A 13,508-nucleotide genomic window follows, 5' to 3' on the forward strand; every position below is an offset into this window, starting at 1 on the left:
GGTCCTTGTGGCCTGTCCTATGGGTTTCTATATTGTACTCACAGACGGATTGAAACCGACCTGCGGAGCTTAGCCGATGAACCTGCCCCCCAAAGTGACCAGCCGAGCCTTTGAACGCCTTGCCGAAATCGGTGCTGCCGGTGATGGCAAAGCTTTGCGTGTCGCGGTCGAGGGCGGCGGCTGTTCCGGTTTTCAATATGAAATCACTATGGACGAGCCAAAAGACGATGATCTTATCCTTGAAGGATCCGGGCAAAAGGTTGTGGTCGACGCCGTATCCCTGCCCTTTCTCGCGAATGCGGTGATTGATTTCTCAGAAGAGCTTATCGGCGCGCGCTTTGTCATCGAAAACCCCAACGCAACATCGGCTTGCGGGTGTGGAACATCCTTTTCGATGTAAACGCGGGCCCTCTTTGCTTTCACCCTTTTAAAAATACCGATGCACGACATTGCCACGCAGCCACCACATCTTTTGGTGGCTCAAACGCTGCCCGCCCGTGCAAATCCTTCAAAAAACGCATCAAACTTGTCGCTGGACTGCTCTGCATTTGCCAGCACCTCATGGCCATCCGGCCCAAGGTACGGGGCCACATGGCCACGCATGTGGTGCCAATCCCCGCTGCGGGTCTGGCCCAACTCAAACATCCGTTCTGACATGGTGCGCAGGGCACCGACGGGGATGGATGGGCGCGCAAACCGAACCGGCCCTTCTGGCACTTCAGCGGCAAAGGCGGGCGCTCCGGCCACCTGTGATGCCCAGCCAGTCACCAGATATTCGTGGTAGGGATCGTTCAAACCACTGCCCGCATCCGCGACCATCACGCAGCCCCGGTGGGCCGCAAGCACCGCGTCGTCCCAAATCGGGCTTGGCACATGGCCTGCGAAACGCAAGGCGGCACAGACCTCAGCCAGCAGATCGATGTTCTGATCGAGATAGGCCAGCAGCCCCGCAAATTCGAGGCTCAGCAACGCCTGTGCTGAAATCTCAGGGTCGCGTTTGCCATAGCCGGACAGATAGAAAACGATATGGGTCAGCTCATAGGCGGCTTTTTTGTTGGGCATCGAAAAGGTACCTGGCCGATTGATAAACCGGTGCAACCGCGCATCCAACGCCGCATCCGGCACCCTTGCAGCTCCGCGCCGCGCCAACAGCCGCCGTGCCTCGGCACGTTGCAAATCTGACAATTCCGCTTCTGCAAGCCCCTGATCAGCGGCCCAGTCACAAAGAGCGGCCCCTTTGTCGCCGCCGCTCAGCCCCAGATCTTCCAGGTCGAGGCAAATGGAAATAAGAAACCGATAATATTGCGGGAAAAACCGCAGCCGGTCTTCGATCTGTCCGTAAAACGTATCGAAAGGGGCCAAAGCGTCAGGCCCAAGTTCCGCCCCTGTGGCGCACAGAATGCCCAAAAGTTCAGCGTTTTCCTTGAGCCAGAACACATCATCCGCCAGACGGCGATGATCGGCAAATGCGCGGATCAGCCGGGTCTGGCGGGTGGCAAGCGTACTGCGCTCGGGACGGTGGAGTGTGATGACATTGGACATGGGCGTGCGCCTCTCTGGTCCGATCGGGACCTCAGGACTGGAAAGACCCGGCAATTGCCCGCCGGGTCTTTGGTCATTTCAGAACCGAATTCAGCAGCTTGTTGTGAACATTTCCACTTTATCGCCGCCGCCTGCAGAGCTTTCGGACGTGATGCAGCTGGTGGTGAACATATCAACGCCATCACCGGCCATCATATCGGTGGTGTTCAAAGCAAGCCCTGTTGTAAACATTTCGGTGCCAGCGCCATTCATGATGCTGGTCTCGTCAGCCATCGGAACAAAGCTCTGGATGTGTGCAAGTGCTGTCATTTTCATTTCCTCTTTCATTGGTTTTTCAGGTTTAGGTTGCAGTGCCAAAACGCTTACCCGTTTAACGCGATCTGCCAATGAGATTTTTTCGACCAGCCGCGGAACTCACACCTTTATCCCCAAGCACCGTCCCGACAGTCAGTTCCACCCACGCGGGAAACCTGTGATCTCCACAGGCGAAAAAATTCTTATCCACACGTCTGATTTTCGGATTTTTCGAGGGTCTCCAAACCCACACTTCTCCTTATACGGGAATTTGGTTTTGGAGAATCACCTCAGGCGGTTGCACCTTGCACTTGCCCCATGCCGTGCTTTGCGCGATAGCAATGGGCGGCAGCGCAGGGACAGTCAGATGAAAATCGCAACCTTCAACATCAACGGTATCAAAGCCCGGATCGAGGCCCTGCCCAACTGGCTTGATGACGCACAACCGGATGTCGTGCTGCTGCAAGAGATCAAATCGGTAGACGAGAATTTCCCCTCGGAAATTTTCGAAGACCGGGGATACAACGTCGAAACCCACGGCCAAAAGTCTTTCAACGGCGTCGCGATCCTGTCCAAACACCCGTTGGAGGATGTCACACGCGGCTTGCCCGGTGACGACACCGACGAACAGGCGCGCTGGATTGAGGCGACAGTGGTGGGCGAAAAGGAAGCGTTGCGCATTTGCGGGCTTTACCTGCCCAACGGCAATCCGGCCCCGGGGCCAAAGTATGACTATAAACTGGCGTGGATGGCGCGATTACAGGCCCGCGCCGAAGCCCTTTTGGCTAAAGAAATGCCATTTCTGATGGCGGGAGACTATAACATCATTCCACAGGCGGAAGACGCGGCGACCCCTGATGCGTGGCGTGATGACGCCCTCTTTCGCCCGCAATCGCGGGCTGCATGGCGCAAGCTGTTGAACCTTGGCCTGACAGAAGCGTTTCGTGCCCGCACCCAGGGACCGGGCCACTACAGCTTTTGGGACTATCAGGCCGGAGCTTGGAATCGCAACAACGGCATTCGGATTGACCATTTCCTGCTGTCGCCGCGATGTGCCGATATGTTGCGTGACTGCCAGATCGACAAGGACGTGCGCGGACATGACAAACCATCCGACCACGTGCCGGTTTGGGTTGACCTCGACTTTTAGCGGCTGAAATTCAGGCTAAGCCTGCAACTCCGCATCCCAATACAGAAAATCCATCCAGCTTTCATGCAGGTGGTTTGGCGGAAACTTGCGGCCGGTATTGCGCAATTCTTCTGCGGCCGGTTGGCGCGGTGGTTTGCGCAGATTCAGACCCGTCTGGTGCAACGCCTTGGACCCTTTACGCAGATTGCAGGGGCTGCACGCGGCCACCACGTTCTGCCATGAGGTGACGCCCCCGGACGCACGCGGCACCACATGATCAAAGGTCAGATCGCCCCGCGCACCGCAATACTGGCAACAAAACTCATCCCGCAGGAAAAGATTAAATCGGGTGAAAGCCACGCGCTTTTGCGGTTTCACATAGTCTTTGAGCACGACCACCGACGGTATCTTGATCACCATTGAGGGGCTGCGCACCACATCATCATATTCAGCGACGATATCCACCCGGTCGAGCCATTTGGCCTTTATCGCCTCCTGCCAGGGCCAAAGCGACAGCGGGTAATAGCTGAGCGGGCGGTAATCCGCATTCAGCACCAGTGCGGGGCGATGTTTCAGCCCCCCCTTGACCCGTGTAAATTCGGTTCTGAAATCGCCTTCTATCACGTCTGGGTCCCCTGCCCGTTTGATATGACTATATCTCGTGGTTTGTAACAGGCAAGTGTAAGGTTAGGCACAAGATGTCGGGAATTGAGCGCGCCAAGCCGACCGGCGATATCGCAAGTGATTCCGCGATTTTCAAAGCGTCTTCTTTGCTGTCATGGAAATCACGAAAAATCTGCACCAGGTCCCCGACACCCTGAATACCAAAAACATATCAGTTTGGGGCGTAATCGATGGTTAAGCTGACGCCCCAAGCAGGCTGTCGATTACCACGCTCAGCAATTCACCGCGGTTGCGGGTGTCGGATTTTCGGTAGATCGCATTCAGATGTGCCTTGACCGTCCCCTCGGCGCAACCGCGCATTTCTGCGATCTGGGAAATCTCAAGTCCCTTGACCAGAAAGTTGGCCACATCTGTCTCAGCGGGCGACAGCTTCCATGTCTCAAAATGGGCAGCGATCACATCATGCACTGCAGTGCTAGCGATGGTCAGATTACGTTCCAGATGGGCCTTGCGCCGCAACAACACAAACAGGAAACGCACCTCAACCACGATCGCAGCCAGCAGGCTGAAAGACGCCAGCGCTTCGATGTTGAGATGCCCGGACAGGCCGTCACCCGGCGCTGCAGCACGATAATCTGCCAACACATCAGTCAGGAAAAATATCACGCATGCGAACTGTACCGCGATCAGCACAGCCATCCCAATCGGGACTTTTGTTTCAGTTTCAAGTCGTATCGACATAGGTTCGGTGATTAGCCTGATGGAACGTCCTTGTAACCCCTGATCATTGCCGCAGGCAGGTTGACGCCGGTCCTTTTGCTCTCAAAAATCACCGCCAGAATATGCAGAACCACGGACACCTCTGTCCATGTGACCGCAAATTCATGCAGATGTTCGGGCCATTCTACCCCCCAAAACATATCGGTCGTCATCAGGTGACCGGAAACCCCCACCACCAGCAGCGCCAGCAAAAGATTGTAGATCATCAATGCCCCAAGTGGCGTATGGCCGATATGGATCTTGTTCCGACCCACCGCGATATCCGCAATCTGTTCTTTTGATCCCTGAACGCTTGGCGGAAAGCTTGAAAATCGCGCATAACCCTTACCGGCAAAACCCCAGAGAATGCGCAGCACCACCAGACCGACGACCACATAACCAACCCATTCATGCAGTTTGCTGTCATCATCAATGACCAGCGCATTGGCCCCGAAGCTCAAGACCAGCGACCAGTGGAACACCCTGACAAACGGATCCCAAACGTGAATGCGTTTCATCCTGTTTCTCCGTAAAATAAAGTGGCGTGGGGCGGCATTTGCGCCGCCCTCACAGGTCGCTTGCTCAGTCGTCCAATTCTGTGCGGACAACTTCAAAATCGGCATTGAGGAAGACCTCGTATTTCTTGCCGTCCTTGCGGGCATAGGCTTCGTAAAGTCCGTCCTCAATCTTGATCTTGGCAATTTCGTAGCCCTGTTCGGTCAGCATCTCGCGAATTTTGGCGGTGTTCGGGTCTGTCAATTCAACCGCACCACTGGCCAAAGCGGCAGCGGACATCGCACAAACGAGAACGGCGGGGAGAATGCTCTTCTTAAACATGGAAAGCTCCTTTGTTTTGAACATGTGGTGGCGCACAGCGATGTGCTGTTGCCTGACGCTCAACTACAAACGAACGGGCCATGCTGAAATTGGACCGCAGTTGCAATGACGCGGTCTATGGCGACTGACCATGCCATCTATAACTGTGGTTTAGGGTGTTTCGGGTGCTGCGCCGAATTGCGGGTTCATCTGACCCGCAAAACAGCACACACCCACCTGACAGTCCGCCGGTATTTTACAGGCTAAGCTTGTCGCGCATAAACGCCAACGCCACGCTCAGCCCGTCGGGCGCAATGCCGTGGCCGGTGCCGTTCATGATGTGCGCAAAGACATCCTGAAACCCGGCCTCCTGCAACGCTTCGGCAGCTTGCGGAAGCGATTGGGGGGGCACCACATCGTCCTGATCGCCATGCACCAGCAAGATTGGCAGTTTCACCCGCGCTTCATCAACCAGCGCCTCGGGCGACATCAGCCTGCCTGAAAACGCAACCACCCCTGCCACCGCATCTTCGCGGCGCGGGGCCACATGCAGCGCCATCATCGAACCCTGGGAAAAGCCAAACAACACGACTTGTTCGGGCAGTACGTCTTCGTCGACCATCAGCGCATCCAGAAACGCATTGAGGTCCTCAACCGACTGCATCATGCCGCGTTCAGATTCTTCCTCCGATGAATTGTCGATCCATGGGATTGGGAACCATTGATAGCCCATTGGCGCGCCTGCACAGGCCTCTGGTGCATCAGGTGCCACAAAAAGCGTATCAGGCAGGTGTTCGCCCAGCGGGTCGGCAAGGCCCAGCAAATCCGCGCCATTGGCCCCGTAGCCATGTAAAAACACCACAACCGATTGCGTTTCGCCCGATACCGGCGCGCGCCGTCCTGCGTTCAATACCCGTGTCATCCCAAACCTTCCCTTTGCTTTAGGTGACGGTAGTAGGCAAAGAGTGCGCGCGCCGCAACCGACCGCCAGGGCGACCACGCCTGCGCCATGATGGAGAGTTCCTGTGGAGTGGGTCGTGCGGGCAGATCAAAAAGTACTCTGGCCGCCTCTTGCAGGGCCAAATCACCGGGCGGGAACATATCCGCCCGCCCCATGCAAAACATCACATATATTTGTGCGGTCCATGGCCCGATGCCGGGCACTTCGGTCAGCCGCGCAATCACGGCGTCATCGGAAAACTGATGCAACCCGCGATAATCAATGTCAGCAGCCGCCAGTGCCAGTGCATAGCGTGCCTTTGGGCGGCTCAGACCCGCAGCACGCAGGCCCAGATCACCCGCAGCGCATACCGCCGCTTCGTTGTTCAGACCTGCATCCACCATGCGCGCGCGGATGGCATCGGCAGAGGCGACACTGACCTGCTGGCTGACGATGATCTCAAGCAGGGCATTGAACCCTTGGGGCTTCAGGCGCAGCGGCAGTGGGCCCGTTTGCGCCATAAGATCGGCAAAACGCGGATCGGCCGATGCCAGCCATTCGGCCCCCTGGTGCACATCCTCCGGGGTTTTGATGATCCGGCCAAACGTGCTCATCGCGACAGCACCCATGCAAGGGCCGCATCAATGTCATCGACCACGTCAACGCCCGCCGGCATCGCGGGCCGGTCAATCAGGATCACTTTCATACCCAGCGCCTGCGCTGCATCCAGCTTTGGCCGGCTGGCCTGCCCACCAAGATTTCGACAGATCAACGTATCTGCGCGCAGGTCGCGAAACAGCATCGTTTCACTGGCAACGGTGAACGGCGGATCGCCAAAGATCAGCTCCACAAAATCAAACGGCGGAATGCGCGGGTGCTCATGGGTCTGGCGCAGCATTAGGCACGCACCGGGAAACGCCGCGTATTCTGGCAGGCTGGCCCACCCGGTTGCCGAAAACACCCGTGCGCCCGGCGCGATCGGGGCCTGTGCCGTGGCCACATCCGGGGCGGAATGCCATGGCAGATCGTCTGGCAGCCCCCAGAGTGGGCGCACGTAGGACAGAAACGGCAGATCCAACCGCCGGGCCGCTTCATGACCGACCCAGCTCATCTCCGCGTCAAAACCGTGGCTTGCGTCAAGCACTGCGTCACACCCGCGCATCTCGGCCATCACCGCATCCACATCGTCAAACGGCAGCAATGTGCTGGGCATGGGCATTGGGGTCGAACCACGCGGCGGCTCAGACACCAGTGCCCTCACGTTTGCCCCGGCTTGTCGTGCCATTTGTCCCAAGGCACGCGCTTCGGCGCTGCCGGCAAGGATCATCAATGTCATGCCTGTTTCCATACCATCGACCTAAGGCCAAGCAGTTGCACAGCGCAAGGGGTTGCCCCTGCCGGACGGCGGCGATACCCCTTGGCGCAAACAGTTGGATGACAGCGATGATTGACGACACCCGCGCCAAGCGCAATGTGGCCGTACTGGTGGCAGCGCAGGCTTTTCTGGGCAGCCAGATCACCATGATTTTTGTGATCGGGGGCCTTGCGGGGCAACAATTGTCACCCAACGTCTGCCTTGCGACACTGCCCATTTCGATGATCGTCTTTGGGTCCATGACCACCGCACCCTGGCTAAGCGGCGTGATGCAGCGCTGGGGCCGGCGCGCCGGCTTCCTTGTCGGAGCCACAGGCGGGCTGATCGGCGCAGTGGTCTGTGCGTATGCGCTGACACTCAACAATTTCTGGATCTTTCTGTTCGGCAGCTACCTCACGGGTATCTATATGTCATCACAGGGGTTTTTCCGCTTTGCGGCCACCGATACCGCGTCTGACGCTTTCCGGCCCAAGGCGATATCCTATGTCATGGCCGGTGGCCTGATCTCGGCGATCATCGGGCCACAGCTGGTTGCCTTTCTCACCCAAGGCGGTGTGGCAGATGTCATGCGGTTCTTCCCGGTCTATCTGGCGGCGATGGCCTTGAATGTCATTGGCATGATGCTGTTCTTTTTCCTCGACATCCCCAAACCCCCGGTAGCTGCGGTCGACGCACCGCGCGGGCGCAGCCTGAGCCAACTTTTGCGCACACCGCGCATCGCGGTGGCGGTGATTTGTGCCATGGTTTCCTATGCTTTGATGAACCTGGTGATGACCTCGACGCCGCTGGCTGTGGTCGGATGTGGGTTCCGCGTGGCGGATGCCTCCAACATCGTCACAGGTCACGTGCTGGCTATGTTCGCGCCGTCGTTTTTCACCGGGCATCTGATCGCCCGCTTTGGGGTGGAAAAGATCATGGGGCTGGGCATCGCCATTTTGGCCGCGGCTGGTGTGGTGGCGATGCAAGGTGTTGCCCTTGGCAACTTCTATGTGGCGCTGATCCTGTTGGGCCTTGGTTGGAACTTTGGCTTTATCGGGGCCACAGCCATGCTCGCAGGCGCACACGAGCCGAATGAACGGGGCCGGATGCAGGGGCTGAATGATCTTCTGGTCTTTGGCGGCGTAACTTTGGCCTCGCTGGCCTCGGGCGGTTTGATGAACTGTTCGGGGGGCACGGCGATCGAAGGCTGGACAGCTGTGAACATGGCCATGGTACCTTTTCTGGCGCTGGCCGGTGGGTCGTTGATCTGGTTGGTGATGCGGCCCAAAAGCGCACAGGCCTAGGCTAAGGACACTAGATCACCAGCGGCCCGTAAAGGCGCGGTATGCCAACCTCAGCCCGTCCGCGCGGACCGGGTCGGGCAACGTGCCTGCCCCAACCGCGCTTGGGTCTTTCAGTGCGGCACGCAACGTCCCCTCAGCCTGTCCCACATGCAGCAAAGCCGCACCCGCCCTGGCCGATACTTTACGCCGCCCTGCGCGGGCCGCTTTGAGCCGCGCCAGTGCGTTCCCGGCGAGGTCCCGGACCCCTTGGGCAGTGCCATCCAGCAGCGGCACGCGCCCCTTTGCCTCAAGCTCTGGTATGGCAAGCAGCCACGCCGCAATGCCGGTCGCAAAGGCCGCGCCCCGCACGATCGCCTCGTCCGCATCGCCCAGATTGCGCGCGGCAATCCATGTCAAATGGCCTGCAGTCTGATTGATATAGCGCCCGAAATGAGGCACATCTTCAAAGGCATCTTTGTAGATATCCCAGCGCCTTGCGGCCACCAGCTCATCCAATAATCGCGCATCATCGCGGCTGATGACACCAGACAGAGGCGTCGCCACCTCATGGTGTCGCACAGTCCGCCCTTCGGCAATCTCTTTGCAGACATCGCGCCACCATTGCAGACGCATTTCCGCGATCATCGGTTCCTGCGTGACCCAAGGTGCACGCGCAACTTCGATATTGAACGCATAAAGCGGAAAGAGCAGCCTGCGTGCAGCAACCGGGGCGGCCATCGCGCCGCGAAACCGCAATGGATCCGCGCGCTCAACCAGTGCCGCGCAAGCGTTCAGATCTGCGTCAAAGGTCATCTTGGCCGGGCGATACTAAGCAGATAGCCAAACTCATCACGGTGCGCGCGCCATGCGGCGGCCTCTGCCTCTGCCTCATCCAGCACTTTGGTCAATGCCGCATCAGCATCGGTGCGCAACGCAGCGATGCGGGCATCCAGTGGGCCATAGTAGTTTTCCCACGCCTGATCCGACAGCTTGCGGGTCGCAACCACTTCAAACCCCGCCGCGTCAATGCGCGCCGCGATACCAGCGGCATCGCTCATCGCCGGATATTCGGCCCAGGCCTCAACTGATTGTGCGCAGGGGGTGTCGGTGAACCAACACGGTTCTGAAAACACCACAATCCCACCGGGTTTCAGCGATTTACGCCAGGTTTTCAGCGCCTCGGTCACGCCCAGAAAATACACAGCCCCGGCACACCAGATCATGTCATAGGTGTTCATCACCCGCGCCATGTCGGCCCTAAGGATCGTTGCACGCGGGTCATCCGCCCAGATCGCACGCGCCGCGTCCACAAAATGCGCGGTCTTGTCCAACGCAGTCACATGGCCATCCGGTGCCGCGCGCAGCAGTGCGGCAATATCGCCACCCGGACCACAGGCGATATCGGCCATCTCGGCGTTCTGGGCAAGGCCGACCACATCCGCCGCCCAGGCCACATCTGCCGCTTCCCCCGGTCCTTCGCGGGGCAGATCACGGTGCAGGGTGAAGAATGCCATCATGTCTCCTGCGCTGCACTGTCGCGGATCAATTTCCAGCGGATCGCATCCAGTAATGCCTCAAACGAGGCATCAACGATGTTCGCCGAAACCCCCACGGTGGACCAGCGGTGCCCCTGCCCGTCTTCGCTGTCGATGATCACGCGGGTCACAGCCTCGGTGCCGCCCTGGGTGATGCGCACCTTGAAATCGACCAGATGCATGTCTTCGAGCATGGCGGAGTATTGCCCCAAATCCTTGGCCAGCGCCTTGGACAGTGCGTTGACCGGGCCCCGGTCACTGCCCTGCTCGTCCATCGATTCAGACACGGACAACCGCTTTTCGCCGTCCACCTTGACCACCACAACCGCCTCAGAGAGGCTGACCATCCTGTCATATTTGTTTTTGCGCCGCTCCACCGTCACGCGGTAGCGCTTGACCTCAAAGAGGTCCGGCATCTGACCCAAAGCGGCCCGCGCCAGCAATTCAAAGCTTGCCTGTGCAGTGTCATATGAATACCCCTGCGCCTCGCGTTCTTTGACTTCTTCAAGAATGCGACCGAGGGCGGGATTGCCTTTTTCCACGTCCAGTCCGGCACTCGCCAGACGGCGGCGCAGGTTCGATTGCCCTGCCTGATTTGACATCGGAATGATCCGCGCATTGCCCACCAGCGCCGGGTCGATGTGTTCATAGGTTGTGGGGTCTTTGAGGATCGCGCTGGCGTGTAACCCGGCCTTGTGGGCAAACGCACTTGAGCCCACGAACCCGGCCTGTTTCATCGGCACCCGGTTGAGGATTTCATCCAGCATCCGGCTGATCCGCGTCAGCCCCTGCAAGGCGTGCGGCGTGATGCCGGTCTCGAACCGGCTGGCATAGGGTTCTTTGAGCAAAAAGATGGGGATGAGCGCCGTCAGATTGGCATTGCCACAGCGTTCGCCCAACCCATTGAGCGTGCCTTGGATTTGCCGTGCGCCTGCATCCACCGCAGCCAAGGTACAGGCCACCGCGTTTTCGGTGTCGTTGTGGGTATGGATGCCAAGGTGATCACCGGGGATGCCCGCTGCGATGACCTCTGCAGTGATCCGTCCGACATCAGCGGGCAAGGTGCCGCCGTTGGTATCACAAAGCACGATCCAGCGCGCGCCCGCGTCATAAGCAGCCCTGATCGTAGCCAATGCGTAATCCGGGTTGGACATGTAGCCGTCAAAGAAATGTTCAGCGTCAAACAGTGCCTCGCGTTTTTGCGCCACCAGATGCGCGATGGAGCGGGCGATGTTGTCGGTGTTTTCCGCAAGCGGGACGCCCAGCGCTGTTTTCACGTGAAAATCATGGGTTTTGCCGACAAGGCAGACGGATTTCGTTTGCGCATTGAGAACCGCCGCCAGCACGTCATCGTTTTGTGCCGACATGCCGCTGCGTTTGGTCATGCCAAAGGCGGTCATCTTGGCGCGGGTTTTGGGGGCATCGTGGAAAAACGCGGAATCGGTGGGGTTGGCCCCTGGCCAGCCGCCTTCGATATAATCCACGCCCAGCGCGTCAAGCGCGGTGGCGATCTGGCGCTTTTCATCCGTCGAAAATTGCACGCCCTGAGTTTGCTGCCCGTCGCGCAAGGTGGTGTCGTAGAGGTAGAGGCGTTGTTTTATCATGCCTCGGCTCCTCTTTCCCGCCCTATCAGCCATAGTCGTTCGCTATTGAACTGATCAGATGGAACCAACTCAACTCCGGCCTTGGACATGCGCACTTCAACACCCGCATCGAGCAGTTTCGCCTTCATTGTGTCAATTGCGGAGAAGTCCTTGGTTTGTATTGCTTTCTTACGCATCGCAGTTATGTAATGCGTTAAATCATCAAGCTTCGACAAATCAGCACCGTCGGCGAGCCCAGCACATTGCCATCCGCCCAGTTCCTCTGTCAGCAAACCCAGTATCTGTGCCGATGCCAACAGCGTGGTCACGTCAGAAGCGGCCGAAAGTCGATGCAATTCCGCAATTACTCCAGATGTGTTCAAGTCGTCGGCCAGATCGCTGAGCGCTGTTTGATGAATTTGTCCCGGAATTACGTCCTTGGTTTGAGCCCGCCACTTCCGCAGAGTCTTCTCCGCCTCGTCCCGCTTCTTCTCCGTCCAATCCATCGGCTTGCGGTAATGCGTCGACAGCATCACAAACCGGATTACTTCGCCCGGCACGCCCTGATCCAACAGATCCCGCACGGTAAAGAAGTTGCCCAACGACTTGGACATCTTCTTGCCCTCGACCTGCAACATCTCGTTGTGCATCCAGACGTTCGCAAACTCGTGGCCTGCGCATTTGCTCTGCGCAATCTCGTTCTCATGATGTGGGAACAGCAAATCATTGCCGCCGCCGTGAATGTCGAAATGTGCGCCCAAAAGATCATGCGCCATGGCAGAGCATTCGATGTGCCACCCGGGGCGGCCCCGGCCCCAGGGGCTGTCCCAGCCGGGGGTTTTCTCATCTGATGGTTTCCACAAGACGAAATCCATCGGGTTGCGCTTGTAGGGTGCAACCTCAACACGGGCACCTGCGATCATGTCATCAATGGAGCGGCCCGACAGCGCGCCATACTCAGCATAGCTTCCGACGGCAAACAACACATGCCCTTCAGCGGCATAGGCATGGCCCTTGGCGATCAGATCTTCAATCATCGCAACCATTTGGGTGATATACTGCGTCGCGCGCGGCATTGCATTTGGCTCCAACGCGCCAACGGCGGCCATGTCATCCAGAAACCATTGCGTTGTCTCGGCGGTGATCTCACCGATGGCGCGCCCACTTTCCGCCGCGCGGGCGTTGATCTTGTCGTCGACATCCGTGAAATTGCGCACATAGGTCACATGATCGGGTCCATACACATGGCGCAGCAACCGATAGAGCACGTCAAACACAATCACCGGACGCGCGTTGCCCAGATGGGCGCGGTCATAGACGGTGGGGCCGCAGACATACATGCGCACGTTATCCGCATCAATCGGCGCAAAGACCTCTTTGCGCCGTGTCTTGGTGTTGTGCAGCTTGATGGCCGTCTTGGGGGTCGTCATCGGTTCGTCCTCGCGCAGGGGTAACGCGGGGATGCCACATATCTATCTGGATGAAAACGACATGAACACGCCCGCGAGAAAACTCAGCAGGTAATAATACAGCAGATAATGCAGATCGTGGTGTTCATGCCCCTGACTAGCCCGGTGAGGACTGCCGGGTCAAGGGCGTTTGATATCTGCGTGGTCATAGATGAGATTGACGAATCGTAAATGCTCTGC

At 58.2% G+C, this 13,508-nt stretch carries 16 protein-coding genes; 3 read left to right on the plus strand and 13 right to left on the minus strand.

Annotation, left to right across the window (positions count from 1 at the left end; genetic code table 11):
* The first annotated feature begins 76 nt into the window (after positions 1-76).
* A complete protein-coding gene (locus C1J02_RS12745; protein WP_114878920.1) occupies positions 77-400 on the plus strand; it encodes an iron-sulfur cluster assembly accessory protein in 324 nt (107 codons plus the stop codon).
* A gap of 80 nt (positions 401-480) precedes the next feature.
* On the opposite strand, the gene C1J02_RS12750 is transcribed toward C1J02_RS12745, so the two are convergent.
* Positions 481-1,542, minus strand: coding sequence for a hypothetical protein (locus C1J02_RS12750; RefSeq protein ID WP_114878921.1), 1,062 nt, complete (start codon positions 1,540-1,542; stop codon positions 481-483).
* A 90-nt stretch (positions 1,543-1,632) separates the two neighbouring features.
* Positions 1,633-1,851 carry a DUF6749 family protein gene (locus tag C1J02_RS12755; RefSeq protein WP_162798318.1) on the minus strand — a complete coding sequence of 73 codons (219 nt, stop codon included), beginning with the start codon at positions 1,849-1,851 and terminating at the stop codon, positions 1,633-1,635.
* Between the two features lie 352 nt (positions 1,852-2,203).
* Between C1J02_RS12755 and xth the strand changes: the two genes are divergently transcribed.
* Complete coding sequence (xth, locus tag C1J02_RS12760; protein WP_114878923.1) at positions 2,204-2,986, plus strand: exodeoxyribonuclease III; 783 nt, start codon at positions 2,204-2,206, stop codon at positions 2,984-2,986.
* A gap of 15 nt (positions 2,987-3,001) precedes the next feature.
* Here xth and C1J02_RS12765 read toward each other — a convergent pair whose 3' ends face one another.
* The 7 genes from C1J02_RS12765 to C1J02_RS12795 form a co-directional block, all read right to left on the minus strand.
* Positions 3,002-3,586 (minus strand): HNH endonuclease, encoded by a 585-nt coding sequence (locus C1J02_RS12765; RefSeq protein WP_114880547.1) that lies wholly within the window; start codon positions 3,584-3,586, stop codon positions 3,002-3,004.
* Positions 3,587-3,823: 237 nt separating this feature from the next.
* Complete coding sequence (locus tag C1J02_RS12770; RefSeq protein ID WP_114878924.1) at positions 3,824-4,330, minus strand: helix-turn-helix transcriptional regulator; 507 nt, start codon at positions 4,328-4,330, stop codon at positions 3,824-3,826.
* A gap of 11 nt (positions 4,331-4,341) precedes the next feature.
* Positions 4,342-4,866 carry a cytochrome b/b6 domain-containing protein gene (locus C1J02_RS12775; RefSeq protein ID WP_114878925.1) on the minus strand — a complete coding sequence of 175 codons (525 nt, stop codon included), beginning with the start codon at positions 4,864-4,866 and terminating at the stop codon, positions 4,342-4,344.
* A 64-nt stretch (positions 4,867-4,930) separates the two neighbouring features.
* Positions 4,931-5,185 carry a PepSY domain-containing protein gene (locus C1J02_RS12780; protein WP_114880548.1) on the minus strand — a complete coding sequence of 85 codons (255 nt, stop codon included), beginning with the start codon at positions 5,183-5,185 and terminating at the stop codon, positions 4,931-4,933.
* Between the two features lie 235 nt (positions 5,186-5,420).
* Positions 5,421-6,086: an alpha/beta hydrolase gene (locus tag C1J02_RS12785; RefSeq protein WP_114878926.1), complete on the minus strand. Its 666-nt coding sequence runs from the start codon at positions 6,084-6,086 to the stop codon at positions 5,421-5,423.
* Positions 6,083-6,718, minus strand: a complete 636-nt coding sequence (locus tag C1J02_RS12790; RefSeq protein ID WP_114880549.1) for a DNA-3-methyladenine glycosylase — start codon at positions 6,716-6,718, stop codon at positions 6,083-6,085. Before C1J02_RS12790 ends, C1J02_RS12785 begins: the two co-directional genes overlap by 4 nt.
* The gene (locus tag C1J02_RS12795; RefSeq protein WP_162798319.1) at positions 6,715-7,440 is read right to left on the minus strand and encodes a precorrin-6A/cobalt-precorrin-6A reductase; all 726 of its coding nucleotides are present in this window, start codon (positions 7,438-7,440) and stop codon (positions 6,715-6,717) included. Before C1J02_RS12795 ends, C1J02_RS12790 begins: the two co-directional genes overlap by 4 nt.
* A gap of 98 nt (positions 7,441-7,538) precedes the next feature.
* On the opposite strand from C1J02_RS12795, the gene C1J02_RS12800 reads away from it, so the two are divergent.
* A complete protein-coding gene (locus C1J02_RS12800; protein WP_114878928.1) occupies positions 7,539-8,762 on the plus strand; it encodes an MFS transporter in 1,224 nt (407 codons plus the stop codon).
* A gap of 15 nt (positions 8,763-8,777) precedes the next feature.
* Here the strand turns inward: C1J02_RS12800 and C1J02_RS12805 are convergent, their stop codons facing one another.
* The 4 genes from C1J02_RS12805 to cysS are packed head-to-tail and all read right to left on the minus strand — an operon-like array spanning position 8,778 to position 13,289.
* Positions 8,778-9,554, minus strand: coding sequence for a squalene/phytoene synthase family protein (locus tag C1J02_RS12805; protein ID WP_114878929.1), 777 nt, complete (start codon positions 9,552-9,554; stop codon positions 8,778-8,780).
* The gene (locus C1J02_RS12810; protein WP_114878930.1) at positions 9,551-10,258 is read right to left on the minus strand and encodes a class I SAM-dependent methyltransferase; all 708 of its coding nucleotides are present in this window, start codon (positions 10,256-10,258) and stop codon (positions 9,551-9,553) included. Before C1J02_RS12810 ends, C1J02_RS12805 begins: the two co-directional genes overlap by 4 nt.
* Positions 10,255-11,880 (minus strand): citramalate synthase, encoded by a 1,626-nt coding sequence (gene cimA / locus C1J02_RS12815; RefSeq protein ID WP_114878931.1) that lies wholly within the window; start codon positions 11,878-11,880, stop codon positions 10,255-10,257. Before cimA ends, C1J02_RS12810 begins: the two co-directional genes overlap by 4 nt.
* A complete protein-coding gene (gene cysS / locus C1J02_RS12820; RefSeq protein ID WP_114878932.1) occupies positions 11,877-13,289 on the minus strand; it encodes a cysteine--tRNA ligase in 1,413 nt (470 codons plus the stop codon). The genes cimA and cysS overlap by 4 nt, the downstream gene beginning before the upstream one ends.
* Positions 13,290-13,508: the final 219 nt, after the last annotated feature.

Source organism: Sulfitobacter sp. SK011, from assembly GCF_003352065.1.
GTDB lineage: Bacteria > Pseudomonadota > Alphaproteobacteria > Rhodobacterales > Rhodobacteraceae > Sulfitobacter.

Coding starts and splice junctions, on each gene's coding strand:
- C1J02_RS12790 (WP_114880549.1), bottom strand. CDS start 6,718: ATGAGCACGTTTGGCCGGATCATCAAAACCCCGGAGGATGTGCACCAG.
- C1J02_RS12780 (WP_114880548.1), bottom strand. CDS start 5,185: ATGTTTAAGAAGAGCATTCTCCCCGCCGTTCTCGTTTGTGCGATGTCC.
- xth (WP_114878923.1), top strand. CDS start 2,204: ATGAAAATCGCAACCTTCAACATCAACGGTATCAAAGCCCGGATCGAG.
- C1J02_RS12775 (WP_114878925.1), bottom strand. CDS start 4,866: ATGAAACGCATTCACGTTTGGGATCCGTTTGTCAGGGTGTTCCACTGG.
- C1J02_RS12795 (WP_162798319.1), bottom strand. CDS start 7,440: ATGACATTGATGATCCTTGCCGGCAGCGCCGAAGCGCGTGCCTTGGGA.
- cysS (WP_114878932.1), bottom strand. CDS start 13,289: ATGACGACCCCCAAGACGGCCATCAAGCTGCACAACACCAAGACACGG.
- C1J02_RS12805 (WP_114878929.1), bottom strand. CDS start 9,554: ATGACCTTTGACGCAGATCTGAACGCTTGCGCGGCACTGGTTGAGCGC.
- C1J02_RS12745 (WP_114878920.1), top strand. CDS start 77: ATGAACCTGCCCCCCAAAGTGACCAGCCGAGCCTTTGAACGCCTTGCC.
- C1J02_RS12800 (WP_114878928.1), top strand. CDS start 7,539: ATGACAGCGATGATTGACGACACCCGCGCCAAGCGCAATGTGGCCGTA.
- C1J02_RS12750 (WP_114878921.1), bottom strand. CDS start 1,542: ATGTCCAATGTCATCACACTCCACCGTCCCGAGCGCAGTACGCTTGCC.
- C1J02_RS12810 (WP_114878930.1), bottom strand. CDS start 10,258: ATGATGGCATTCTTCACCCTGCACCGTGATCTGCCCCGCGAAGGACCG.
- C1J02_RS12755 (WP_162798318.1), bottom strand. CDS start 1,851: ATGACAGCACTTGCACACATCCAGAGCTTTGTTCCGATGGCTGACGAG.
- cimA (WP_114878931.1), bottom strand. CDS start 11,880: ATGATAAAACAACGCCTCTACCTCTACGACACCACCTTGCGCGACGGG.
- C1J02_RS12770 (WP_114878924.1), bottom strand. CDS start 4,330: ATGTCGATACGACTTGAAACTGAAACAAAAGTCCCGATTGGGATGGCT.
- C1J02_RS12785 (WP_114878926.1), bottom strand. CDS start 6,086: ATGACACGGGTATTGAACGCAGGACGGCGCGCGCCGGTATCGGGCGAA.